We start from the raw sequence: 25,053 nt of genomic DNA, 5'->3' as shown, positions 1-25,053 counted from the left end.
GATGGTAACTCGTGCGCCAACACTCCTGGCCCGTACGGCCGGATTGGTACCGTGGATGCTGTTGACGGCCGCTGTGTGGATGGTGGCCGCCAATGCCCAAAATCCCCGATATCTGTGGACCGTCTTTTCACCCTGGGCGGAAGTTGGCTGTCTGGCCGTCGTGATGACACCCATTATCCTCACCGGTGGCATCGATCTGTCAGTCGGTTCGATCGTGGCTCTGTCGGGAATGGTGCTGGGAGTCCTGTGGCATGATGCGGAATGGCCGATCTGGATGGCCACCCTCGCAGCCGTGTTCACAGGCACTCTGGCAGGTTCACTGAATGGCTGGCTGGTTGTGATCGGGATGCCTCCGCTGGTGGCGACTTTGGCCACGATGGCCTTCTTTCGCGGACTTGCCATGGCCATTTCCAATGCACAGCAGGTGGACCGGTTTCCGGAAACCTTTACTGATCTGACAAGGATCCAGGGAATCCCGATTCAGTTCTGGCTGCTTCTGGTGACTGTGATCACGTGCTTTGTTGTTGTTCATTTTTCCCGGTTCGGCCGGTCGTGTTTCGCGATTGGCGACAACCGGACTGCCAGTCGGTTTGCTGCGGTTCCCGTCGCACGAGTGGAATGGCTGTTGTATTCGGTCAGCGGACTGATGTGCGCGTTGGTTGCGATTTCCAACGCAATCAAACAGGATGTCGTGTTGCCGGATGCGCAGATGGGAGTCGAACTGAGTGCAATTGCCTGTGTCGTCATTGGAGGCACGTTGATTACCGGTGGACGCGGAGGAGTCCTGCGAACCGTTCTGGGCCTGGCCGTTGTGTCGAACCTGGACGTCGGCCTGAATTTTCTGAGCAGCCGGATCAGCTGGCTGACCGGGGAGTCACGGCTGATTGTGATTGGCGTCCTGCTGATGGTGGTCGCCGTCCTCAACGAAAAAGCAACTCGGGACAAAGATCGATCTGCGCTGCTGACATCAGGGCGGGGGCAGAACGGATGATCTGATGCGTGTGCGAACCAACAACCTGCCGTATTGAAGTCCACGGAGCAAACAACAGATGATCGGATTCATTCGTCAAGCTCGTCAAACCGGAACCATTTTTCGGGTGACTTCTCTGGTGTCATGCCTGCTGCTGTTGGGATGCGCCGATTCCGAACCGTTGACCGGTGACCGTTCGGATTCCTCTGCAACGTCTGCCGGTGAATCACTGCGAATCGGGATGATGCCCAAATTGATGGGCATCAGTTTTTTTGATGCGACCGGTCGGGGAGCAAAAGAAGCGGCTGCTGAACTCGGTGTGGAATTGATTTATGACGGGCCAACCGAATCACGTTCTGAAGATCAGATCCGCATGTTGGACGGCTGGGTGGCTCAGGGATTCGACGTGATTGCGGTCGCTCCCAACGATCCGGACGGCGTGGCCCGCACTCTGAAAAATGCACAGGAAGCCGGTGTGACTGTGGTGACCTGGGATACCGACGCAAATCCGCAAACATCCAAACGCCCGATCTTTGTCAATCAATGCGTCCCCGAATCAATCGGTTACGCGCTGACGGACGTGATGGCGGAAGGCATCAAACGTCGCGGCGGAGACCTGGCCGGTGATTATCTGATCGTCAGTGGAACGGCGACGGCAGCCAATCAAAACGTGTGGATGGAGTTCATGCGACGTCGTATTGAAGAAAAATATCCCGAAATCAAACTCCTTGAACCGCTGTATCCGGGAGAAGATCATCAAAAATCACAGGAACAGGCAGCAGAAGCTGTGGCGGCGAATCCTGACATCAAAGGCATCTGGGGAATTACTTCGGTGTCACTGCCCGCGGTTGCAAAGGTGGTTCGCGATGCCGGCAAAGCCCAACAGATTTTCGTCACGGGTCTGAGTCTGCCGAACACCATGCGGGAATACGTTAAGGACGGTACCATTGACGAATTTGTACTGTTCAGCCCGGTCGATCTGGGGTACCTCACCGTCCACGTGGCCCGCCGCATGGCAAATGGTGGCCTCGAACCGGGTACCTATGACTTCGGTCGCCTCAAAGAGATCGAAGTCCGTGACGGACAGGCCATTCTCGGGCCGCCACTGATCTTCAGTCAGGCCAACATCGACGATTTTGATTTCTGAGGCTTTAAGTCAGTATCACCAGACTATCGCCGGCAAAAACACGCGGCATGGCCCGGACTCCCACCACGAATGCATCCTGCGGACTGGCGACTTCCTCAATGATGTTGCCTTCCAGGTCACGAACGTAGGCGATCTTCTGACCGGCGCGGATGCGGTCTCCCGGCTGCACCTGCATCCAGGCCAGCCCGGCCCGGGAAACACGAAGTGCTGTGTCGGTGTTGCCCGATCCGCACAGTTCTGTCGGGCTGTACGATTCAGGGCGGCCGGCAACCGGCAGATCCGCGATGTCCAGATACTGCAACAGATTGGCGAGGCCCCGAGTGTAACAGTCGACATCTTCAGGCCGTGCATGACCCCCGCCGCGGGCTTCGGTATAAAGCGACGGAATCCCCAGCTCGTTGGTCGCCGAGAGCGTACGACCGCCGGTCTGCGGATCGTGGGGATGCTCCCAGATGAAAGGTGCCCCAAAACATCTGGCGGCTGCGCGAGCCGTACTGACCTGACTGCCATAGTCGGAGTACCCGCATAAAGTCACCCAGTGTGATCCTCGACCGGCACTGTGTAGATCAATATACAGGCTGGCGTGACGCAGGACACGATCCAGCAGGCGAGCGGCCAGACGCTGACTGGCACTTCCATCCGTCGTACCCGGAAAGACACGAGCCATGTTGCGTCCGTCCAGAGGATTGACCCGACAGGCCATCCAGTAGGCGGGAAGCGTTACCGCCGGAACGGCGACGAAAGTTCCGCTTACTGAAGACGGGTCGAGTGCATCAAAGGTTCGATGAATGGCTTCCATGCCTTCATATTCGTCGCCGTGTATTCCGGCGGTGGTCACCAGGGTTTGACCCGGATGAGATCCGCGAACCGCCAGTACCGGGATGGAAAGAGTCCCGTCACGAAACGCACGGTCGATTTCACTTTGAATGCTTTCGTTCAGACACAGGTCACCGGAAATCATTTCGATGGTGTCTGCGAGATCACACGATTCCCGAACGTTCACCGTTAACCGGTAGGCCTGTTTGGTACCGGCAGGCAGCCGATCAAAGTCAAATTCCTGTCGCTGATTCATATTGGTTTCTCAGCAGGGGTTTACAGTGTGTGACACAAATGCGGAGCGGCGATCACCGCAGAACGCAGCCTGGAAGTCCGCGGTCAACAGCATTCACTTTGTAACGAAACGGCGTGAGCCGTTCGGTCCGCGATTCGCAAAATCTGCCAAATACCGTGAGACTCACGGCACTCCACGACTGAAATTTCAATCGGTACAGGTTTCGTGTGCGTCTCCCAGGGGATGTGTGCGGCCGGGGTTCATCAAAGTGACTCCGAGTTGCCGGTAAATCTCCAATAAGGTCAGACCGAATCAGACAAATCGAAAAATCAGCCTGTTTGACGATCCGATGGCGGTGTTGGAAGATAACAGTGCGGAGTTCAATGACGGCTGAGTTCTACTTTTTGTGTTGTGTGTGCGTTAAGATGCAGACCGAAGTTCATCGACCCGGATTATCAGAGGAATGACATTCATGGCAGGCAATAATGCATCCACTCGTCGTGATTTTCTGACATCAACGTCTGCAGCGGCCGGGGCCCTGGCCCTGCCGGTCTGGTGGCGAAAGAACGCGACCGCTCAGGTGCCGGCCAGTGACCGCATTGTGCTGGGTGCGATCGGCACGGGTGTGTATACAAATCGTTACACGGGGTCCGGCGATCATCCGGGCCGCGGCATGACGATTGCCCTGCAGGCAGCGACTTTGGGAGAAACGGTCGCCGTGGCAGACGTTAACCTGAAGCATGGTGAGTTCTTCAAAAATCATTTGAACAAAGACATTGAGGTCTTTCAGGACTACCGAAAACTGCTGGATCGGAAAGACATCGATGCGGTGACAATCGGTACACCGGATCACTGGCACGTGAAGGTGGCCATCGACGCTTTGCGTGCCGGCAAACATGTGTACTGTGAAAAGCCCGTCAGTCTGACCGTGGACGAGGGCCGGCAGCTGAATCAGGTTGTCAGAGATACGGGTTTGGTGTTTCAGGTGGGAACGCAGCAGCGCAGTGAGTTTGGTCGGGATTTTCTAAAAGCGGTTGCCATCGCCCGCAGTGGTCGACTGGGTGACAAACTGCACGCACTTGTTTCGGTTGGAACCGGGACCCAGGGAGGTCCGTTTGCAACATCCGATCCGCCGGCCGAACTCGACTGGGACATGTGGCTTGGTCCGACACCTGCGGTACCGTACTGCAAAGAACGCTGTGACTACGATTTCCGCTGGTGGCTGGAATACTCAGGAGGTCAGGTCACCGACTGGGGTGTCCATCACATGGATATCGCTTTGTGGGCTCTTGGCCTGGAAAACACGGGGCCTGTGAGTATTTCAGGTCACGGCAGTTATCCGAACATTCCAAACGGCTACAACGTGGCCGTCGATTTTGACTGCAGCCTGACTTTTGCCGACGGACAGGTGTGCCGTCTTTACAGTGGCAAAAACGAACTGATCCTCGCGGGGGATCAGGGTCGGATTCGGGTCAACCGCGGCGGGTTAACCGGAAAACCGGTGGAAGAACTGACGGCGGCTGACGAAGACCGGATTAACGACCAGATCATTCAGTTGTGTCACGGGAAGGATCCGTCCGGAGAAAACGGAAATGACGACAGGGCCGGAGCTCACATGCACAACTTCTTCGACTGTATCAGAGATGGCGGTCTGACGATTTCCGATCCGTTTACACATCATCGGTCGGTGAGTGTCTGCCATCTGGCAAACATCGCCATGATCCTGGACCGAAAGCTGACCTTTGATCCCCAAAAAGAAACCTTCACCGACGACAGTCAGGCCACTGCGATGCTCAAGCGCGAGCAGCGGCCTGAGTATTCCATTTATGCCTGAGCGGGTGCGCGTCAACGGGTTTACCTGTGAAAGGGTTCAGGCATGATACGAATGATCCGGCCGGCAATCACGCTGGCATTGCTGTGTTCCGTTGGTCTGGTCCGCGCGGATGAGACAAAACATCAGACGCCGTCTGCTGTCAGGAACAATCGCACAAGAACGGTTGTTCCCGTGTTTCGACTGTCGGGAGCCATTCCCGAACGGCCCGTGCCGGAAGATTTTCCGTTTGCCTTTGGTGACCGGCAGTCCGAATCCCTGCACAGCCTGCTGACACGTCTGGCGAAGGCCAAAGACGATCAGAACGTTCCGGCCATCGTGCTGCAGCCTGGTAACATCACCATCGGACGGGCTCAACTCGAAGAACTCGTGCGGTCGGTGGAAGCAATTAAGGACGCAGGGAAAAAGGTTCACGTCCATACGGATTTGTTTTCCACCGCTGAACTGGCTCTGATCAGTCACGCCAGTGAAGTCAGCATGGTGCCAACCGGCCACATGTTTATCACGGGGCTGTACGGGGAACAGGTCTTCCTGAGGGGACTGCTGGACAAAATCGGCGTGGTACCGGACTACTTCACCTGCGGGGACTACAAGAGTGCCGCCGAAATGTTCATGCGGCATGAACCCAGTGATGAGTCTGCGGAAATGTCGCAGTGGTTGTACGACAGCATTTGGGACAACACGGTTTCCATGATTGCCGGCGGTCGGGGAGTGACGACTGAACAGGCGCAGGAATGGATTGATCAGGGGGTGTTCACGGCAGAACGTGCGGCTGAGGCCGGAATCATCGATGTGGTGGAACATCATCAGGATTTTGAGAGACGACTTAAAGATCTGTATGGTGACAGACTGAAGTTTGACCGTCGCTATGCCAGGAAATCGTCAACTGAAATCGATTTTTCTTCTCCCTTCGGAATGCTGAGTTTCTATGCCGAACTGCTGGCTCCCTCAAAGCCGCGCCGCAGCAAAAAACCGGGGGTCGCCATTGTCTATCTGGAAGGCGCCATTATGCCGGGCAGCAGTGGCAGTAACCCGCTTCTGGCAGACGCTGCCGCGTTCTCTGATGACATCCGCCGGGCACTTGACGAAGCGGCAGAAGACGATGCCGTCAAGGCTGTCGTGTTTCGAGTCAATTCGCCTGGTGGATCCGCGGTGGCCAGCGAAGTGATTCTGAATGCGTCCCGGCGTGTGGCCGCCAACAAACCGCTGATCGTGTCCATGGGAGATGTGGCAGCCAGTGGAGGTTATTACGTGGCCTGCGGTACGGACACCATCTTTGCGGAGGCTTCAACGATCACCGGTTCCATCGGTGTTGTGGTGGGCAAATTCGCCACCACGGCAATGTGGGACAGGCTGGGGATCCGTTTTACCCCCGTCAAACGCGGAAGGAATGCGGCCATGCTGAGTTCCGCGGAAGTGTTCTCTGATTCAGAACGAACGGCGATTCGAAGTTATATGGATGAAACGTACGAAGTCTTTAAAGGCCACGTGACCCGCAGTCGCGGCGATCGACTTAGTCAGCCCATCGATGAGATCGCCGGTGGACGTGTGTACAGCGGCAGACAGGCTCAGGAACTTGGCTTGGTCGACCACATGGGGGGATTGAACGATGCCATTGCTCTGGCTGCAGAAAAAGCAGAGCTCAAACCAGGTTACGATGTGCGTATTGTGCCGCGGCCGAAGAATTTCATGCAGCAGCTGATGAATGACATGACGGGCCCTGAGGATGACGGGAAGAATTTATCATTGAACCAAATGCAGATCCCGGCGGCTCTGGAGGCTGCCCTGCCGCTGCTGCAGCGGCTTGACCTTCGACGTGTCACCGCCATTAAACAGGCTCTGCTGCAGTTACTCGTACTGCAAAAGGAGCGAGTGTCACTCACCATGCCGATCATCACAAACTGAATGCCTGGCCCGGCCATGAAGCGATCGTTGATACCAGCCATTGCCCTCTTACTGACGGCATCCGTCCACAGTGCCAATCAGGTCCACAGCGGCGATCACGTCCACAGCGGCGATCATCAGGAAATTGTGACTCTGGCCGGAACCGGAGAACCCGGATTTTCCGGTGATGGCGGCCCGGCCACGGCGGCGCAGATCAATCAGCCGTTCGGTGTTGAGGTTGGGCCGGACGGTCAGCTGTATTTGTGTGATACCGGTAATCACGTTATTCGCAGGATTGATCGAGTTTCCGGCGTGATCACCACCATCGCAGGGCAGGGCGGTCGCAGCGGGTATTCCGGTGACGGCGGTCCGGCGACCGAAGCCAGGTTATTCGAACCGTATGAGATCCGTTTTGACCGACACGGCCACATTTTCATCGTGGAAATGATGAACCACATCGTGCGACGGATTGATGCGGAAACCGGCATCATTTCCACCGTTGCCGGGACGGGCGTGCAGGGATTCGCCGGGGATGGAGGACCCGCCGACCAGGCACAGCTCAGTCGGCCCCACAGTATCGTGCTGGATGCATCCGACAACCTGTTGATTTGTGATATCGGCAACCACCGAATTCGTCGAGTCGACATGGGCACCGGAAAAATTTCAACTTACTGCGGAACCGGTCAAAAGATAGGACCGGCCGATGGCGCGGCCATCTCGCCTCTGACTCCGCTCAAAGGGCCGCGGGCTTTGATTGTCGATTCGAAAAACGATCTTTGGCTGGCCCTGCGGGAAGGAAATCAGGTTGTCAGGTTCGACCGGCAGGCGGGGGTGATCCGGCACGTGGCCGGAACGGGAACAAAAGGCTTCACCGGAAACAACGGTCCTGCTGTGGACGCAACGCTTTCGGGTCCCAAGGGGATCGTGGTTGATGAAGTTCGTCAGTTGGTCTTTCTGGCCGATACAGAAAGCCACACCCTGCGGGCCATCGACCTCAACACAACGCCTCCGATCCTGCGTCTGATTGCCGGAACCGGAGAACCAGGAGACGGCCCGGACGGAGATCCACTGCGCAGCCGGATGGCCAGACTTCACGGAGTGGGTGTTGATCCGGCTGTGGGCGAAGTGTTCATTGGTGACACGGGGGCTCACAAGGTGCGAGTCATTCGACCCAGGAACTAATTTCCTGCGGGTTTCAGCCAGTCTGCGTTTGTCTGAGCTGATCAGTCATGCGGCCGGGCTTTGAGTTCTCACGCGCCGAGGTCTCTCCGGCTTGGCCTGCCGCGGGCGTGCTTAAGTTGACCCCGGCCACTGTGAAACGTCAGTAGGGATCAATCACTGACTGCGATATCGCAGGGCACGCCCCGGCTGGTCCTGCTGTTCAGCGCCAACCGCCGCGCCCGCCGACAACACCAGCTGTCCGTTGATCATGACCGTATCGATTCCTTCAGCAATCTGATGCGGGTCTGTGTAAGTCGCCGTATCGCGGATTGTATCCGGATTGAAGACAAACAAATCGGCAAACGCGCCTTCTCGCAGAAGTCCGCGATCGGTCAGACCGAATCGTTCGGCCGGATAGCCGGCAGCCTTGCGCACCGCGTCTTCCAGAGTGAACAGTTTCCGTTCGCGAACCAGCGGACCAAGCAGACGCGGGACAGAACCGTAGACACGCGGATGAACAACACCGTCCGGGTAGTAGATTCCGTCACTTCCCAGCATGAACCGGTCATGCTGCAGGAACGGATCCACAACGCTGTCGACATCCTGATCGGAAGTGCCAGGACCGAAGACGGCCAGTACGGCCAGATTTTCCTCCATCAACAGATCACAGACGGCATCCGCAGCGCTCTTTCCGGTGTGCCGTACATATTCTCCCACCGTCAGACCCTGGTATTGTGAGTTTTCTTTGGAGGCGCACCAGGCCAGCCGCACGCCGTCCAGATCGCCAAGACTCGCCATGGTGGCGGCCACCAGTCGCCGTACTCGCGGTTCTGCGAGTTTTGGAAGCACCCGCAGCGGGCCGTCTTCCCAGACATCGTACGGCAGCAGTGAATGAAGCATCGTGCTGCCAGGCAGATAGGGATACACGTCGAATGAAAAATCGACTTCATTCACCGCAACGCGGTCGATGTAATCCAGGACCTGTTCGGCGAGTTCAGGTGTCCTGGCCTTCAGGTGGGAAATATGAACGGCGACACCCGCACGTTTGCCGATCTCCACCGCTTCCTGGATGCCTTCGATCAGACCTTTCTTATACCGCACGTGGGTAACGTAAAGACCGTTGTATTCGGCCATTGCCTGGCAGGCGCTGACGATCTCATCGGTCGTGCAGAACGACTGGGCCACGTAATCGATGCCCGTCGAAATTCCCACCGCACCGTCTTCCATCCCCCGCCGCACTTCGGCCTGGATCATCTGCTTCTGGACGTCATCTGCAGGATCTCGCCTCCATCCCATGATCAGTGTTCGCACGTTGGCATAAGGAATGTGTGCGATGGCGTTCTGAGCCGTGTGGCCGTCCAGGCACTGCATGTACTCGGCAATGGTTTCCCAGCCGGTGTACTCGGGGATGGTGAGTGCATTGATGGAACGCAGATAATGAATCCACTCCGGTGTCGTTTCCGCTGCCACCGGAGCGTAGGAGATCCCGTCAGCCATGATCACTTCGGTTGTGACGCCCTGACTGATCTTGGGCAGGAAATGGGGTTCTCTCAGCAGCCAGCCGTCGGAGTGGTTATGCACGTCCACACACCCTGGAGCGATCATCTGCCCGGCCGCATCAATGGCCACGTCACCACTGGAAGCGTCCAGGGAACCAATTCGGGAGATGCGATCACCGTTGATGCCCAGGTCACCGCGAAGGCCCGGTGCACCGGAACCGTCAATAATCGTGCCCCCGTGAATCACTGTGTCAAATTCTGCCATGTGCGTTCGCACTTTCCCTGAGAGTGAATTGAAGATCAGGCTTTGGCTGCAGGAAACATCCTGCAATACGTTGGTGTCTTCCGATGTGTCGGGAAGATCCTGAGTGTGTGTACTTTAGAAATTGAGTGCTCTGTGGATAATCTCATGAACATCTTTGGACAATCCGGGATGTTCAGCAATTCGTTTCAGCTCGTTTTCCATCAACAATTGCCGCGAAGGATCAAATCGGCGGTAGCTGTTCAGGGCAGCCACCAAACGTGCGGCCAGCTGAGGATTGACGGGATCAATTCTCAGCACAAACCCGGTCAGCAGTCTGTAGCCGGCTCCGTCCGCCTGATGAAAGTGATGTTGATTCTGAGTCAGTGCTCCCAGCAGGGAACGAACTCGATTGGGATTTTCGACATTGAAATCCGGGTGTGTGGTCAGATTTGTGACGACATCGATCGTATCGCTTCGACGTGACAGGGCCTGCACGGCAAACCATTTGTCGATCACCAGAGGATCGTTCCGGTATTGATCGTAAAACGTCTGCAGTGCCTCGTCACGGTCCGGCCCCGGCAGATCGGTCAGAACCGACAGCGCGGCCTGTTTGTCTGTCATGTTGTCAGCAGCATCGAACTGTTGACGGGCCAGAGCGACAATCCCGGGATCGTCGATGGTCGCCAGATACCCGAGCACGACATTCTTAAGTCGCCGCCGACTGATGGATTCCCCGTCACTGCTGTAAGCCTGGTCGGTGGTCAGATCGTGGTAGATCGACAGCAACTCAGAACGCCATTCTGCCGCCAGACTTTTGCGAAAGAATTCCCGTGCCGCATGGACGGCATCAGGATCAATCACGTCCATTTCCTGACCGAGCACCGATTCCCGGGGAAGTGTGATGGCCAGCGCTTTGACGGATTCGTCCAGCGAACGGTCTTTCAGCACAACACCAAACGCCTCACAAAACTCACCAGACATCTTCAATGTTCTGCCATGGGCCGCATCGTTCGCCAGATCCAGCAATCGGTTCGTCGCCAGCGTCTGGCCGGCATCCCAGCGATTGAATGTGTCGGTGTCGTGAGCCATCAGGAACGCGAGTTCCGCATCGCTGCGCTGCATGCGCAGCCGGACGGGGGCCGAAAAACAGCGCAGGACCGATGCGATCGGTTTTTTGCTCAGACCACTGAAGGTAAATGTCTCCGATTCCGATTCCAGCAGTAACACCTGCGCGTGTTCGGCAAGTTCCGCGCCGGTTTCTGTTTCCAGTAATCCGACTCGAACGGGTATGGGCACCGGCTGTCGATCGGAGGCCCCCGGGATGTCTCCCGACAGATCCGGATAGTGTTGCTTCATGGACAGGCGAAACTCGCCCGCAGTCGGGTTCCAGTGTTCGCTGACGGATAACTCAGGGGTTCCGGCCTGGGAATACCAGCGGTCGAACAGATCGAAATTCACGCTGTTGGCGTCACCCATTGCGGCCCGGAAGTCGTCGCAGGTCACCGCACTGTTGTCGTGCCGCCGGAAATACAGATCCATCCCTCGTCGAAACCCGTCCGCTCCAAGCAGCGTATGGTACATGCGAATGATTTCGGCCCCTTTGCGATACACAGTCGCGGTATAAAAATTGTCCATCGAGATATACGACTCGGGGCGAATCGGGTGAGCCATGGGGCCGCTGTCTTCCAGGAACTGGCCGGAGCGTAACCCGGCAACGTCATCGATTCTTTTGACATCCGCAGACGTCTGATCAGCAGTGAACTGCTGATCGCGGAACACGGTCAGTCCTTCTTTCAGAGTCAACTGAAACCAGTCCCGGCACGTGACACGGTTTCCGGTCCAGTTGTGAAAATATTCGTGGGCAATCACGGCTTCGATCGATATGTAATCTGTGTCGGTCGCGGTCTCCGGGAGGGCCAGAACATACTTGGAATTGAAAACGTTCAGGCCTTTGTTTTCCATTGCCCCCATGTTGAAGTCGTTGACGGCCACGATCATGTAGATGTCCAGGTCGTATTCGAGCCCGAACACTTCTTCATCCCACTTCATCGATTTTTGCAGTGACCGCAGCGCGTGTTCACATTTGTCGATGTTTTGTGGTTCCACCCAGATCTCCAGCGCCACTTCGCGACCGCTGAGTGTGGTGAACGTTCCCCGATGGCACTGCAGATTGCCGGAGACAAGAGCGAACAGATAGCTGGGTTTGGGGAAGGGATCTTCCCAGACCACTTCGTGCCGGCCGTCGTCCAGGTCGCGGGCCGCCACGCGGTTACCGTTGGACAGCATGACCGGACACAAGGTCCTGTCACCACGGATGGTGACCTGGTAAGTCGCCATCACATCGGGCCGATCGGGGAAATACGTGATCCGGCGAAACCCCATGGCTTCGCACTGGGTGCAGTAGTTACCCGACGTCTGGTAAAGTCCGGAAAGTGACTTGTTGGTCACCGGTGAGATCACCACAGTGGTTTCGATAACGCACTGCTCCGGCAGACCGGTCAGGATCAGCAATTCGTCCGTCACCGCAGACCTGCCCGGACCCGCTTCCACACCATCGATCAGCACGGATTCAAGCTGCAGTTGTTCCCCGTGCAGTTCCAGCTGATCCTGCGGCTGATCCTGATTACGACGGACCGTCATTCGTGTTGTCACACGCGTTTGTTTTGGATCCAGGTCGAATTCAAGGGCGACATTTTCAATCCACCAGGCCGGTGGCTGATAGTTGCTGCGCTCAACGGTCTGAATTGTTTTCGATGCACTCAAATTTCCAGCTCCGAATTTCACAGGACTCCGGCCTTCTGCTCATGTTCCAACATGCTCTGCATTTCCGCCGCACATTTGAAACTCCGCGCAGAAAACCCGATCGCTGCTGTTGCTCACAGGGGGCGTGCCCCTGAATCCTTTTCCTGCCGGCGTTTTCCCGCATCCCGGGATTCGGCTGCTCGTTCACCCGTCTGTGCGGATCACGTACGAACGTGACATCATCAGACTCTAAAGCCCAGCCTATTGAAAAATCATTGGAATATCTTCACTGACCGGTACCATTCCGTCGATTTGGAAAGTCGGGATGTTCCTGATACCCGGCTGGTTGTCTGTATTGCTGTACCACGATCGTCCGTCAAAAAACGCGTCTGAATTTACGGCGTCATGCCGTCGGTCGGTGCGTCAAATTCGGGTCCGGCTGAACAGCATCGATGGTCCGGCGGCTGTTTCAACTTTCCAGATATGCGCTGCATTCTTCCGGGGAATGGATTATAATCAGCGTAACCTTTGAGGTGCCCGCTGTCGTTCAAAACGACGCGGGACGACTTCACGGATGCCCGGTTTCGGTGTGTTTCAGCGTGGAGTCTGCGGGATAACGATGAAGTTTTCGCCCACCTGTTGAGTATCCACCATGCCTCCTGCGTTTCCGCAAATCACCAGTCGTCGAGAAATGCTGTCCCGCTGCGGACTGGGGATGGGAGCCCTGTCGCTGGTCCCGCTTCTGCAGCAGACGGCTGTCGGTACGGAATCCGCGGGGTCAGGCAGTTTTATCTCCCCGCTGGCTTCGAGGGAGTCGCATTTTCCCGCCCGGGCCAAACGAATCATCCATATCTTTCCTGAGGGAGGACCGTCTCAGGTTGATACATTCGACGAAAAGCCGGCACTGGATCAGTATCACGGTAGTGGAGTCAATGAAGTGCAGAAGGACTACACCAAAAATGGTGTGGTCGTTGCGATCCGTCAGCAGGTCGGCAGACTCAGCGGGAAAATCAAGCGTTCTGCGTTCCCGTTTACCAAACACGGTGAATCCGGTATCCCCGTCAGCAACCTGTTTCCGAAGCTGGCCCGGCACGTCGATGAGATGTGTATTGTTCGATCGATGCGCACCAGCAGCAGTGTTCACGAACCGGCGCAGCTGATGATGAACACCGGCGATGTGATTCAGGCGCGTCCCAGTCTTGGGTCGTGGGCCGTCTACGGACTTGGTACTGAGAATGAGAACCTGCCGGCGTTTGTGGCCCTGTCTCCCAACGGAACGACTTCCAGCGGTGACAAACACTGGAGCAATGTGTTTCTGCCAAGCTGGTCTCGTGGAACAGCGATGGCCACCGAAGACACCAGCGTGGATCGTCTGTTGGAGCATCTTCGCAGCGGAAGTACATCGCTGAGTGAACAGCGGCGGCAGCTTGACCTGCTGGCCCGGCTGAACCACCGGCATCAGGCCGTACGACCGGGACAGGCCCTGCTGGAAGGGCGGATCACCTCATTCGAAACCGCGTTTCGCATGCAGGTCGAAGCCACCGATGCCTTCGACATCGCCCGGGAACCACTGCCGGTTCGGGAAATGTACGGAGACACGCAGCAGGGACGACAGTTACTGCTGGCTCGCCGACTGGTGGAACGCGGCGTGCGATTTGTCCAGGTATGGCACAAGGGCTGGGACACACACGACGAAAACGACGAACGACACCGCGATCTGTGCGGGGCGGCCGATCAGCCGCTGGCCGCCCTGCTGGAAGACCTCAGACAACGTGACCTGTTGCGGGATACACTGGTGATCTGGGCAGGCGAGTTCGGACGTACGCCGACCGCCGACAACAATGACGTTGCCAGCAAAAAATCGATCGGACGCGACCACAATGCCGCCGGCTTTACTATCTGGATGGCCGGTGGTGGAGTCAAACGCGGTTTCATCTACGGGGCAACAGATGAACTGGGAGCTGTTGCCGTTGAGAACCCGGTGGATGTTCATGATCTGCACGCCACGATTCTGCATCTGCTTGGTTTCGACCATGAACAGCTCACACACCGTCACGCCGGACGTGACTTCCGACTTACAGACGTGCACGGCAGAGTTGTCAGGGAAATCCTTGCCTGAAACCGGTGTCTTCGTCTGTTACGTAACACATCAACCGCAGCAGCACAGTCATCATGAAAGATTGCCTGATCCTAACAGTGTTGCTGGTTGCGGGGCACGCGGCTGTTGCCGTTGCCGGTGACGAACTTCCTCCTGAGCAGACAGAATTCTTTGAGCGCAAGGTCCGTCCACTGCTGGTGGAACATTGTTACGGATGTCACAGCGCTGAACACGAACAGGAAGGCGACCTGTTGCTGGATTCCCGGGCCGGTGTTCTGGGTGGCGGGGCCAGCGGTGCGGCCGTTGTACCGGGTGACCCGGACAACAGCCTGCTGATCAGCGCCGTTCGTTATCACGGTGACCGACAGATGCCGCCCGACGGAAAACTCAGCGATGCTCAAATTGCCGATCTGGAAGCCTGGGTACGAATGGGAGCCCCGGATCCACGGGACGGCCCGCGGATGCTGGTCGGCACGGCAAAGCTGTTCGACGAAGCCACCCGGCACTGGGCGTTTCAGCCGGTCAAAGAAACACGACCGCCGACTGAAGACACAGCCGCTCGCACACCGATTGATGCCTTTCTGCTGGCAGAACTCGGGAAGCACGGTCGAGGCTTTTCAGCCAAAGCCGATCGGCGGACTTTGATTCGTCGGGCCTATGCTGATCTGATCGGTCTGCCGCCGTCTCCGGAAACCGTGCAGGCATTCATCACGGATGACCATCCGGATTCCTTTGAACGGCTCATCGATCGCCTGCTGGAATCACCACACTACGGTGAACGCTGGGGTCGGCACTGGCTGGATGTTGCCCGCTACGCTGACACCATGGGAGCGATCTTCAACGGAGACGACAGTTATCCGTTTGCCTACACCTATCGCGACTATGTTGTTCAGGCGTTCAATGAAGACAAGCCTTACGATCAGTTCGTCACCGAACAGCTGGCTGCCGACCTGCTGCCGCAGCCACCGGAAGACAATCGTGCGCACGCCGCACTCGGTTTTTTGACAGTCGGTCGCCGAACCGATCGTCGTGTGGACAATGATGTTTACGACGACCGGATCGATCTGATCACCCGCGGTCTGATGGGACTCACGGCGGCGTGTGCACGCTGTCATCATCACAAGCTGGAACCCGTCACTCAGTTCGATTACTACGCGTTATTCGGCGTTCTGCGCGGCGGCCGGGAATCGCAAGTGTATCCGCTGATGACACCCCAGCCTGTGAATGCCGCCACAGATGATTACGGAAAACAAAACCGTGACGTGCGCAGCCGGTACGTGGCGACTCTGCTGACTGCTTCAGAAAATGTAACCGTGGCCGCCTGGTCACGGGTGGGTGACTATCTGCTGGCCGCTCACGAATCTGACTGGAAAACCACAGACGATCACAAATCCTTTGCAGAAGTGCTGCAGGAACGTGATCTGCACAAAGAACTGCACAATGCCCTGGTTGGCGCACGCGAAAGCTGGCTGGAAGCGCATCCCGAAGTGTTTTCACCGTGGTTAATGCTGATCGCGCTGCCCGATGATGACTTCCCGACGATGGCGCCGGAGTTGTTTGCACAGTTCCGTTCCAATGCAGATCAAAAACTGCACCCGGCTGTGGCAAACATGTTTCAGGAGGACCTGTCTGCAGCTCTTGAAGATGTGGCCGAACGTTACAACCGGCTGTTCGCCGATGTGGACACCCGGTGGCGTCCGCTTGCCGCAATGCCGCTGAAAGAAGCCGCCGCTCTTCGTGAAGACGATCTTAATCCTCCGTTCAACCAGTTTCGCTCAGGCGTACTGTCCCGACTGAACGAAGTGCACAGCGGACTGGCGGTATCAGATGCCGGTGTGGAAGCCCTGCGACAGATACTGACTGTCGCCGCTTCTCCTGTGAAGATCACTCCGGACCGGCTGCAGGCCGGTCAGTTATTTACTGAAGAACACCGGAAGAAACTTGATGAACTGTCGGCGGAGATTAATGCGCTGAGCAAACATCCGGGGTCGCCCGTGCGTCTGATGGCCATGAGGGACGATGGGCCCCACAACGGAAACATCTTTATTCGTGGTGATCCTGGTTCTCAGGGTGACCCGGCTCCCCGACGGTTCTTCGAAGTCCTGGCGGGCCCCGACCGACCCGTGTTGTCTGAAACAACAAGTGGTCGGCTGGAACTGGCCCGGGCTATCGTCAGTCCCGAGAATCCTCTGACAGCACGTGTGATCATCAACCGCGTCTGGAAATGGCATTTCGGTCGCGCACTGGTGGCAACGACCAGCGACTTTGGTCTGCGGGGTGAAGCTCCAACGCACCCCGAACTGCTCGACTGGCTGGTGACAGAGTTCATCGACCAGGGCTGGAGCCTCAAACAGCTGCATCGAACGCTGCTGCGGACTGACGCATGGCAGCAGCGCAGCGATGTGTCGGACGAATTGCAGGCAACCGATCCGGTGAATCGGTTACTGGGGTGGATGAATCCCGGACCACTGGAATTCGAACCGTTTCGAGACAGCCTGCTGGCGGTATCCGGTCGTCTGGACTCGACACTCGGCGGCAGGTCGCTTGACCTGTCGGAACAAACGGCCGTTCGGCGGACAATCTACGGCACTGTGGATCGCAAAACCCTGCCAGGTTTGTTCCGCAGTTTTGACTTCCCCGATCCGAACTTCAGTGCAGCGACTCGAAATCAGACCGCACTCACACCTCAGTCGTTATTTCTGCTGAACAGCCCCTGGGCGATAGATTGTGCCCGACTGCTTGCGGAACGGTCCGGAATCGAATGCACCCAATCCGGGTCGGAGGCCGACCCGGCAGAATTCAGCTCAGCAGAACCGGCAAACGTGACAGACAGTGGCGAACAGGATCGGCTGAATGCATCTCGAGTGAACCGCCTGTTTCAACTGGCGCTGCAGCGGGATCCCACCGACCAGGAAGTTGCCGGGGCGTTGAGCTTTGTTGACGGCTATGCGGCTGAGGAAAGTATTATGCCGGAAGTCACTTCCTGGAGTTACGGTGCGGGTGATTACCAGGAAGACACCCAGTCTGTTGTGAATTTCCGACCCCTGGAGTTTTCCGATTCCACGGTGCGGGGGACACAGACTGACGGGCTTGATCTGACCGGACTGGAAATGACGGCCCAGGGAGGAACGACGGCCCGGGGCAAAGCCACGATCCGTCGCTGGACGTCACCGTTCGACGATCACGTGGACATTTATGCTGAATTGATTCATGCCGATGAAACGGGCGCTGGTGTGATTTGCCGCGTGGTGTCCGGTCGCACAGGACTGCTGGGCGAGTGGTCGGTAACCGGCAGCAGCCGTCTGACCGAACTGTCGGACGTGGAAGTTCAACGCGGTGACATTCTGGATTTTGTGACCACCAGTCGAGATGACTCCCCGGAGGACAGTTTTCAGTGGGCACCGGTCATCACAATGCCGAATCGTGATCTGCCGACCATGCAGGGAATCCCCATGCGTTGGGATGCTCAGAACAACTTTCGGAACCCCGGCAGTCTTCCCCGGCCGCTGAATGCCTGGGAAGAACTGTCTCAGGTTCTTCTGATGTCGAATGAGTTTTCCTGGGTCGACTGATAAATCTGACCGGGTGCGACGCAACCGCAACCACGGTCATGCTGTGAGCGTCGGAAACAGACAGCCGGCGCCAATCACCCGGCCGTCGAGACTTTCACAGATCTCCACCAGTGTGTCCCACAGATACATGGCGTAACTCGGATCGACCCAGATCCGATAACACAGCACCTGCCGGACAGTGTCCGGTAAGATGCAGCAACTGACACCGGCAACGCGTGTGAACACGGCCTGTTGAGGAACCGCTTCGCTGAAGTTGATACCGCAGGTTTGGGCAAGGACTTCCGGCCCCCGCGAGCCGCTCACCAGGAAGCTGGCTTCCTGGTGAGCCACGCGAAACATCTGACCCTGACTCTGATCCACGCTGTCAGAGACGGCTCGCACACTTTTGTCCTGAAATCCACTTTCCAGAAAGAATTCGTCGGAACCGAAACGCACAATAACGCCGCCGTCCGTCAGAGGACGCGATTCAAAAATATTGTGTGGCACATCCAGACGGGCTGCCTGCAGTGCCCTGTGTGCATCGGGTCCCTTAAGACCCAGTTTGCGGAGTCCGCTGACATCACAAAGTCCCAGGGTTTCCATGGCCGAGCGTTCGATTTCATCAGACGCAAACCGCAACACGAATCGGCTGTCTCCCACGGTCGTTTGCTGCGCTTCGTGTTGATCCAGCCAGTCCTGGACGGGGCTGCGCGGTACGACATTTTCAGCGGACGGCGTCATTGGTTTTGCTGACTTTCTTAATGACCCAACCGGACGGGAAGGAACAGCAGACCGGCTCCAGGTCGGTCCTGCCCGGCCCGTCCTGCCAGGGTGGTCATGACCCGTGAAACGGTTGGGACATCGGCGGGTTGGGTGTGTGTCTGTGAAATCACGGCGGGTTGGTGAGCTATTGCTGTCGAGTATTCTGAGGATCGTAAAACGGCAGATCGGCCACCTGGGCGGTAGCCAGTGTTCCGTCGTCGCGGCGAATTTGTACGTGTGTTCCCGGCTCCGCCAGATCCGGCCGCACGAACGCCATGGCAACAGGATGTCCAAGAGTCGAACGGGGAGCGATGCTGGTGATTCGTCCGGCAATTTCCTGTCCGGCAATGATCAGATGACATTCTGCCGGCAGATTGTCGCCGGCGTCGGCTGGAAATTTCAGTCCCACCAGTTGGCGGTTCTGTGTTTGTTTCTGAAGGATGTCCAGACTGCGTGAACCGACGAAAAACGATTTGTTGCGGCCGATCGCCCACCCAACATCGGCTTCGTACGGATTCGTCAGGGCGTCTGTGTCCTGACCCACAATCAGATGTCCCTTTTCCAGACGCAGCTGCCGCTGAGCTTCCACACCGAAGGGAGCAATCCCGGCCGTTTGGCCGGCCTGCATCAGTGCGGTCCAGACATGCAGACCACAGGACGCCGGAACGTGAATCTCAAATCCCAGTTCCCCCACAAATCCGACTCGCATCACCGTGGCCGGTGTTTTGGCGACTTTGCATTCCCGGACTCCGGAGTACGGAAATCCTTCGCTGGTCAGGTCCAGTTGTGTCAATTGCTGCAGCACATCGCGTGACTGCGGTCCGGCAAGATTCATGGCGGCCAGCTGACCGGTTGCGTTGGCCAGGGTCACATTCATGTTCCACATTAAAGCCCAGCGCTGCATTTCTCGGTAGAATGCGGCCGCACCGCTGCTGGTTGCCGTTACATAAAAGCGATCATCAGCAAGTCGGGCAATCACACCGTCTTCAATGATCACACCGGTTTCGTCGCAGGCCACGCCGTAGCGGATCCGTCCCACAGGCTGTTTGGCAAATCGGCCGGTGTACAGACGTTCAAGGAAGCGGACGGCGTCCGGGCCGCTGACCCAAAGCTTACCCAGCGTTCCCACGTCGATCAGCCCCACCCGCTGTCGAACATTTTCGGACTCACTGAAAATGCAGTCGGCACGAGATTTCTGTCCTGAGTTGTAGTATTCCGGACGGAGCCAGGCACCCGCATGAATCATTTGTCCGCCGGCCTGCACATGCCACGAATGCATGGGCGTCCGCCGCTGCGGGTGAAACCGACGACCTGCCAGGTGATTCAGCGGAACCGGCTGATGAAACGGGCGTGAGGTTGTTGTTCCCGTCTCGTCAATCGATTTTTCATTCAATCGAGCCAGAATTCGGACCGCGCTGCCGTTTGACAGCTTGCCCTGGCTGGGGCCCATTCCCACTGTCGTAAAGCGTTTGATCAGTTCGATATTGTCGTACCCTTCCTGATGGGCATTGCTGAAGTCTGCCAGATGCAGATCTTCATCCAGGTCAACAAAATTCTTTTTCCCGGTGTGGGCAAACACCGGATAAGGATGACCGGGTGCAGGCGCGTCGTGCAGCGGTGGTTCGGGGATCTGTCCGCTGAAGCCACCGATGCGGGCAGCGGCAACCAGACCGGCACGCGATCCGTCTTTGATCTGGTCCTGGGGACTGAACACACCGTTGACCCGGCCGGCTGCAAAAACATGGTCGGGCATGGTGTGCGGGATCAGCTGTTGCACCCGATCACTGTAGCGGAAGCGACCTCCGGCCTGATAAATCAGACCGCAGTTGGCGGCCCATCCCACACTGACGGCGATGCCGTCACAGTCCATTCGCACTGCCTGCTGTTCTATGGGCTGACCACTTTCGTCCAGCGGACAGATGCGGGCTCCGCAAATGCGTTTTTGACCGCGGACCGGGATTGCTTCGGTCACCGTCTGTCCGCGGCGTATGTCGATTCCGGCATCGTGCGTCTGTTGTGCCAGGTCGCCCGATTCGCCCTCATGTCGCAGGTCCACGACTGCCGTGACAACAACACCCGCCCGGTGCAGATCCAGAGCCGCCCGATAGCCGTCACTGTTGGCCGTGCACACCACGGCCCGGTCAAACGGTTTCACCGCATACAGATGGATTAACCGCTGGGCAGCTGAGGCCAGCATCACACCCGGGAGATCGTTGTTCTGAAACACGGCCGGCTGTTCAAAGCATCCGGTGGCCACCAGCAGTCCTTTGGCCCGCATTTTGGTCAGACGATCATTGTCGAACAGCCCAATCCAGTTGTCTGCGTAGCAGCCGGCGGCCTGTGTCCGGCAGCGCAGTTCGATGTTGTCACTGACTTCAATCTGCTGCAGCATTCGGTTCAGATGGTCTTTGCACGCGGCGTCACCCTTCCACTGCCATGTCAGGCTGCCGCCGGGCCTGGGCTGCTCATCAACCAGCACAACTTTCAGTCCGTGTTCCGCAGCCGTGATTGCTCCGGCCATCCCGGCCGGTCCGGCGCCTACCACCAGCAGGTCGCAGAAGGCATAGTCTTTTGGTGAGGGTCGGGATCTGTGGTCCGGATTGATGCGACCCAGACCGGCCACTTTTCGCATCTGGTTTTCGTAAAACGGAAACAGCCATCGCGGAGTGTGAAAGGCTTTGTAGTAAAAGCCAACCGGCAGGAAGCGGCTGAACCATTCCATGATCCGCAACCGGTCGCGTTCCAGTCCGCCGAATGTATTGACCGAACGCACGTCAAGTCCCGGTTCGATCTGCAGCTGGTCACCCCGCATATTTGTTCGGGACGCATCTTCAACCACGACATTGGCATCGTGACCGGCCAGGCTGCAGATTCCCCGCGGCCGATGATATTTGAAGCTGCGCCCCAGCAGCCGAACATCACTGGCCCACAGGGCTGCCGACAGCACGTCCCCGGCAAATCCCTGATACGTTCGGCCTTCGAATCGAAACGTCACCGGCCGGGTGCGATCGATCCATTCGCCGTCACGCGGCGGCAGACGTCTATCCATCGGAGTTCTCCGCTTCGAACAGATACGTATTCAGGAATTCGTCGGTTTGATTGTTCCGTTCGGCGATGAACCACACACCGCTAGGAACGTGATACCACCATTCGCGTTTCACACCCGGTTCGCCTTTGCGATTGAACACGTAGCCGGCCCATTCGGTGTCGGTCGCTGCCTGCGGATCGGGCATGTCCCGCAGTTCTCCGCCGTAGTGGAATTCCTGCAGCGGTCGGGGACCGTTGAGTGGACAGTTGATGATTTTCATGGTGAATCAGTGTCCTACCGAGGCTGCGCCCTTTTCACCGACCAGATTGAACTGTTCAAATCGTGACAGACTGAATGCCTGAATCAATTCGTGATTGTGATCGTGAGCCAGTGTATGCGCCATTGTTTTGCCGCTGACCGGTGTTGCTTTGAATCCCCAGGTGCCCCAGCCGGCGTCAATGTAAAAACCTTTGATCGGAGTGGTCCCCATGATGGGCGAAAAATCGGGAGTCATATCGCAGAGTCCTGCCCACTGACGCAGCACCCGCACATCGCCCAGACAGGGGAACAGATCGAGCAATCCGGTGCTCATTCCTTCTGCAAAGTCCAGTGATGACCGCATTGAGATCAGCTCATAAGGATCCAGCGACGCGCCGGCCACCAGTTCGCCTCGTGATGACTGACTGACGTACAGGTGCAGGCTGGCCGAAACCACGATGCTGTTCAGCCAGGGTTTCAGAGGTTCGGTGACCATGGCCTGCAGCGGATGAACGACCAGTGGTGTTCGCAGTCCGGTCATCTGAGTAATACTGGTGGTCCAGCCGGCGACTGCCGACAGAACTTTGCGTGTTTTGATGAATCCGCGGTTCGTGTGAACCCCGGCGACTGCACCGTCCCGGATTTCAATATCGGAAACCGCGGTTTTCTGATGGATCTCCACGCCTCGCTGATCGGCTCCCCGGGCATAACCCCAGGCAACCGCGTCATGACGGGCGATGGCTCCCGGCGGATGGTAAAGCGCCCCGTACACCGGCGCCTGATGTCCGCCAACATTCAAATCAATCTCCGGAACCGTGTCTTTAATGAAATCGGGAGTAACGACTCTGCTGTTGACTCCCAGATGTCGGTTCACTTCGGCACGCCACCGCTGTGTGTTCAGTGAGGCCGGAGAATGGGCCAGGGTAAAGTGTCCCCGTTCAGAGTAGAACAGGTTGAGATTCAGATCGCGTGAGAGATCCTGAAACAGATCAACGCTTTGCCGATAGAACCGAACACCATCCGGGGTCAGATAGTTGCACCGAATGATTGCCGTATTGCGCCCCGTTCCTCCGCCACCGATATAGCCCTTTTCAATCACGGCCACATTCGTGATCCCGTGATCCTTAGCCAGGTAGTAGGCTGCTGCCAGCCCGTGGCCTCCACCGCCGATGATCACCGCATCGTATTCGTCCTTCAGCTGCTCCGGCTCACGAAACATGCGTGGTTCCGGATGCTTTTTGTTCAGAGCAAACCTGAGAAGTCGGTGAGGCATGAGGGAGTCAGCAGGTGAGGAGAACGGGACAAAAAGTGAAGGGCTGCGAGTGGAATTGAAGGTTGAGATCTCGCCGCCGTGTCCGGATCTGCTGCCCGGATCAGGCCACGTTCAGCCTTCTGCGGTTCCCTTAAAAATACGTCAGATAACGGTCAATTTCCCACTGTGTCACCTGATTGTGATATGTCTGCCATTCCCGGGTTTTCAGATCGATGAACTCATCAGCGATCGCACCAAGTGCGCCGCAGATGACTTCGTCCCCGCGAAGCTCTTCAATCGCTTCGTGCAGTGACTGCGGCAGGATCTGAATGCCCTGTGTCAGCACTTCTTCCAGTGGCCGTTCGTACATGTTGCCCAGGTTTGGGTCTCCGGGATCAATTTTGTTCTGAATTCCATCCATACCGGCTGCCACGTAAGCGGCAAGGGCCAGGTACGGATTGCACCCGGCCGACACCGTGCGATCCTCGAAATGACCAGGTCCGGCCGTGCGAATCATTTGAGTACGATTGTTGTCTCCGTACGTTATGAATGCCGGTGTCCATGTGAATCCGCTGCGTGTTGAATTCAGCCCGGCACCAAGCTGCAAACGTTTGTAACAGTTCACCGTGGGACTGGTCACGGCACACAGCGCGCGGGCATGATGCAGCACACCTCCCACGAAATGATAGCCCAGTTCGGAACAGCCCAGGCCGCGCGGGTCAGCGGGATCTTCAAACACGCCACCGCCATCGTCAGCACCCGCCAGATGAAAATGAATATGCAGACCGCTGCCGGTCCGGTCGCCGAAGGGTTTGGGCATGTGGGTGGCAATGGCGTCGTATTTCTTTGCCAGCTGAGATGTCGCCATTTTGAAAAACGTGATCCGGTCGGCCGTTGTGAGTGCATCCTGATAGTCGAAGTTGACTTCGAATTGTCCGTTGGCATCTTCATGATCGGTCTGGTACACCCCCCAGCCCAGCTGGTTGAGCGAATGCGTCAGTTCCTGCAGATATTCCATGGCCGGAGCCATGGACCTGAAGTCATAGCACGGTTTTGACAGCGAATCCACGTGGTCCGGATCCCACGGAACAATCGATCCATCAGGATTACGGGTCACCAGAAAATGTTCCGGTTCCATTCCCACGTTGAACACATAACCGCTGCTGCGCACGTCAGCCAGAACGCGTTTAAGATTTGTCCGGGAACAGAACGGAAACGATTCGCCATCCACATACAGGTCCGTGGCAAAACGGGCCGTGTTGGGCATCCACGGAAGTCGGGTATAGCTGTTCAGGTCGATGCGGGCCATCATGTCGTGCGAATGCGGTCCCTGCCCAACGCCGTCCACGGCAGCACCGGCAAAGCCGGCTCCGTCGTCCAGTACATCGTCCAGTGACGACGATGGTACCATCTTCACCTTGGCGGCACCGTGGACATCGACAAACTGCGCCAGGATGAATTCAACACCATCCTCTTTCATCTGTTCCTGAATTTGTTCCCGGGTACTCATGGTGTTGGTTTCCGAATCTGTAAAAAAATTGCCGGCCGCAAATCCTTCCGTTGTTGCCGGTCGTT

General features: G+C 57.2%; 15 protein-coding genes. 7 read left to right on the top strand and 8 right to left on the bottom strand.

The window, feature by feature from the left end; all coding sequences use genetic code 11:
- Position 1 precedes the first annotated feature (1 nt).
- Together MK110_00235 and MK110_00230 are read left to right on the top strand one after the other, a co-directional pair.
- Positions 2 to 991, top strand: coding sequence for an ABC transporter permease (locus tag MK110_00235; protein MCH2209699.1), 990 nt, complete (start codon positions 2 to 4; stop codon positions 989 to 991).
- 58 nt (positions 992 to 1,049) lie between these two features.
- Positions 1,050 to 2,117 carry a substrate-binding domain-containing protein gene (locus MK110_00230; GenBank protein ID MCH2209698.1) on the top strand — a complete coding sequence of 356 codons (1,068 nt, stop codon included), beginning with the start codon at positions 1,050 to 1,052 and terminating at the stop codon, positions 2,115 to 2,117.
- A 4-nt stretch (positions 2,118 to 2,121) separates the two neighbouring features.
- Here the strand turns inward: MK110_00230 and MK110_00225 are convergent, their stop codons facing one another.
- On the bottom strand, positions 2,122 to 3,189 hold the full coding sequence (locus tag MK110_00225) for a succinylglutamate desuccinylase/aspartoacylase family protein (GenBank protein ID MCH2209697.1): 1,068 nt from the start codon (positions 3,187 to 3,189) through the stop codon (positions 2,122 to 2,124).
- A gap of 451 nt (positions 3,190 to 3,640) precedes the next feature.
- On the opposite strand from MK110_00225, the gene MK110_00220 reads away from it, so the two are divergent.
- The 3 genes from MK110_00220 to MK110_00210 are packed head-to-tail and all read left to right on the top strand — an operon-like array spanning position 3,641 to position 8,065.
- Positions 3,641 to 5,002: a Gfo/Idh/MocA family oxidoreductase gene (locus MK110_00220; protein MCH2209696.1), complete on the top strand. Its 1,362-nt coding sequence runs from the start codon at positions 3,641 to 3,643 to the stop codon at positions 5,000 to 5,002.
- Between the two features lie 42 nt (positions 5,003 to 5,044).
- The gene (gene sppA, locus MK110_00215; protein ID MCH2209695.1) at positions 5,045 to 6,904 is read left to right on the top strand and encodes a signal peptide peptidase SppA; all 1,860 of its coding nucleotides are present in this window, start codon (positions 5,045 to 5,047) and stop codon (positions 6,902 to 6,904) included.
- A 15-nt stretch (positions 6,905 to 6,919) separates the two neighbouring features.
- A complete protein-coding gene (locus tag MK110_00210; GenBank protein ID MCH2209694.1) occupies positions 6,920 to 8,065 on the top strand; it encodes a hypothetical protein in 1,146 nt (381 codons plus the stop codon).
- A 153-nt stretch (positions 8,066 to 8,218) separates the two neighbouring features.
- Here MK110_00210 and MK110_00205 read toward each other — a convergent pair whose 3' ends face one another.
- Together MK110_00205 and pepN are read right to left on the bottom strand one after the other, a co-directional pair.
- Entirely contained in the window at positions 8,219 to 9,808 is a 1,590-nt protein-coding gene (locus MK110_00205) for a D-aminoacylase (protein ID MCH2209693.1), read from the bottom strand.
- Positions 9,809 to 9,922: 114 nt separating this feature from the next.
- Positions 9,923 to 12,550, bottom strand: coding sequence for an aminopeptidase N (gene pepN, locus MK110_00200; protein ID MCH2209692.1), 2,628 nt, complete (start codon positions 12,548 to 12,550; stop codon positions 9,923 to 9,925).
- 631 nt (positions 12,551 to 13,181) lie between these two features.
- On the opposite strand from pepN, the gene MK110_00195 reads away from it, so the two are divergent.
- Both MK110_00195 and MK110_00190 read left to right on the top strand, forming a co-directional pair.
- Positions 13,182 to 14,648, top strand: coding sequence for a DUF1501 domain-containing protein (locus MK110_00195; protein MCH2209691.1), 1,467 nt, complete (start codon positions 13,182 to 13,184; stop codon positions 14,646 to 14,648).
- Between the two features lie 53 nt (positions 14,649 to 14,701).
- Positions 14,702 to 18,199: a PSD1 and planctomycete cytochrome C domain-containing protein gene (locus MK110_00190; protein MCH2209690.1), complete on the top strand. Its 3,498-nt coding sequence runs from the start codon at positions 14,702 to 14,704 to the stop codon at positions 18,197 to 18,199.
- Positions 18,200 to 18,235: 36 nt separating this feature from the next.
- On the opposite strand, the gene MK110_00185 is transcribed toward MK110_00190, so the two are convergent.
- From MK110_00185 to glnT, 5 genes are all read right to left on the bottom strand, one after another.
- Positions 18,236 to 18,919, bottom strand: coding sequence for a hypothetical protein (locus tag MK110_00185; protein MCH2209689.1), 684 nt, complete (start codon positions 18,917 to 18,919; stop codon positions 18,236 to 18,238).
- A gap of 166 nt (positions 18,920 to 19,085) precedes the next feature.
- Positions 19,086 to 21,989 carry a 2Fe-2S iron-sulfur cluster-binding protein gene (locus MK110_00180; protein ID MCH2209688.1) on the bottom strand — a complete coding sequence of 968 codons (2,904 nt, stop codon included), beginning with the start codon at positions 21,987 to 21,989 and terminating at the stop codon, positions 19,086 to 19,088.
- Entirely contained in the window at positions 21,982 to 22,248 is a 267-nt protein-coding gene (locus MK110_00175; protein MCH2209687.1) for a sarcosine oxidase subunit delta, read from the bottom strand. The genes MK110_00180 and MK110_00175 overlap by 8 nt, the downstream gene beginning before the upstream one ends.
- A gap of 6 nt (positions 22,249 to 22,254) precedes the next feature.
- A complete protein-coding gene (locus tag MK110_00170; protein MCH2209686.1) occupies positions 22,255 to 23,499 on the bottom strand; it encodes an FAD-dependent oxidoreductase in 1,245 nt (414 codons plus the stop codon).
- A gap of 130 nt (positions 23,500 to 23,629) precedes the next feature.
- Positions 23,630 to 24,988 carry a type III glutamate--ammonia ligase gene (gene glnT, locus MK110_00165; GenBank protein MCH2209685.1) on the bottom strand — a complete coding sequence of 453 codons (1,359 nt, stop codon included), beginning with the start codon at positions 24,986 to 24,988 and terminating at the stop codon, positions 23,630 to 23,632.
- Positions 24,989 to 25,053: the final 65 nt, after the last annotated feature.

The sequence above is a fragment of the Fuerstiella sp. genome (genome assembly GCA_022447225.1).
Lineage (GTDB): Bacteria > Planctomycetota > Planctomycetia > Planctomycetales > Planctomycetaceae > S139-18.
This window is presented reverse-complemented; position numbering and strand designations above follow the sequence as displayed.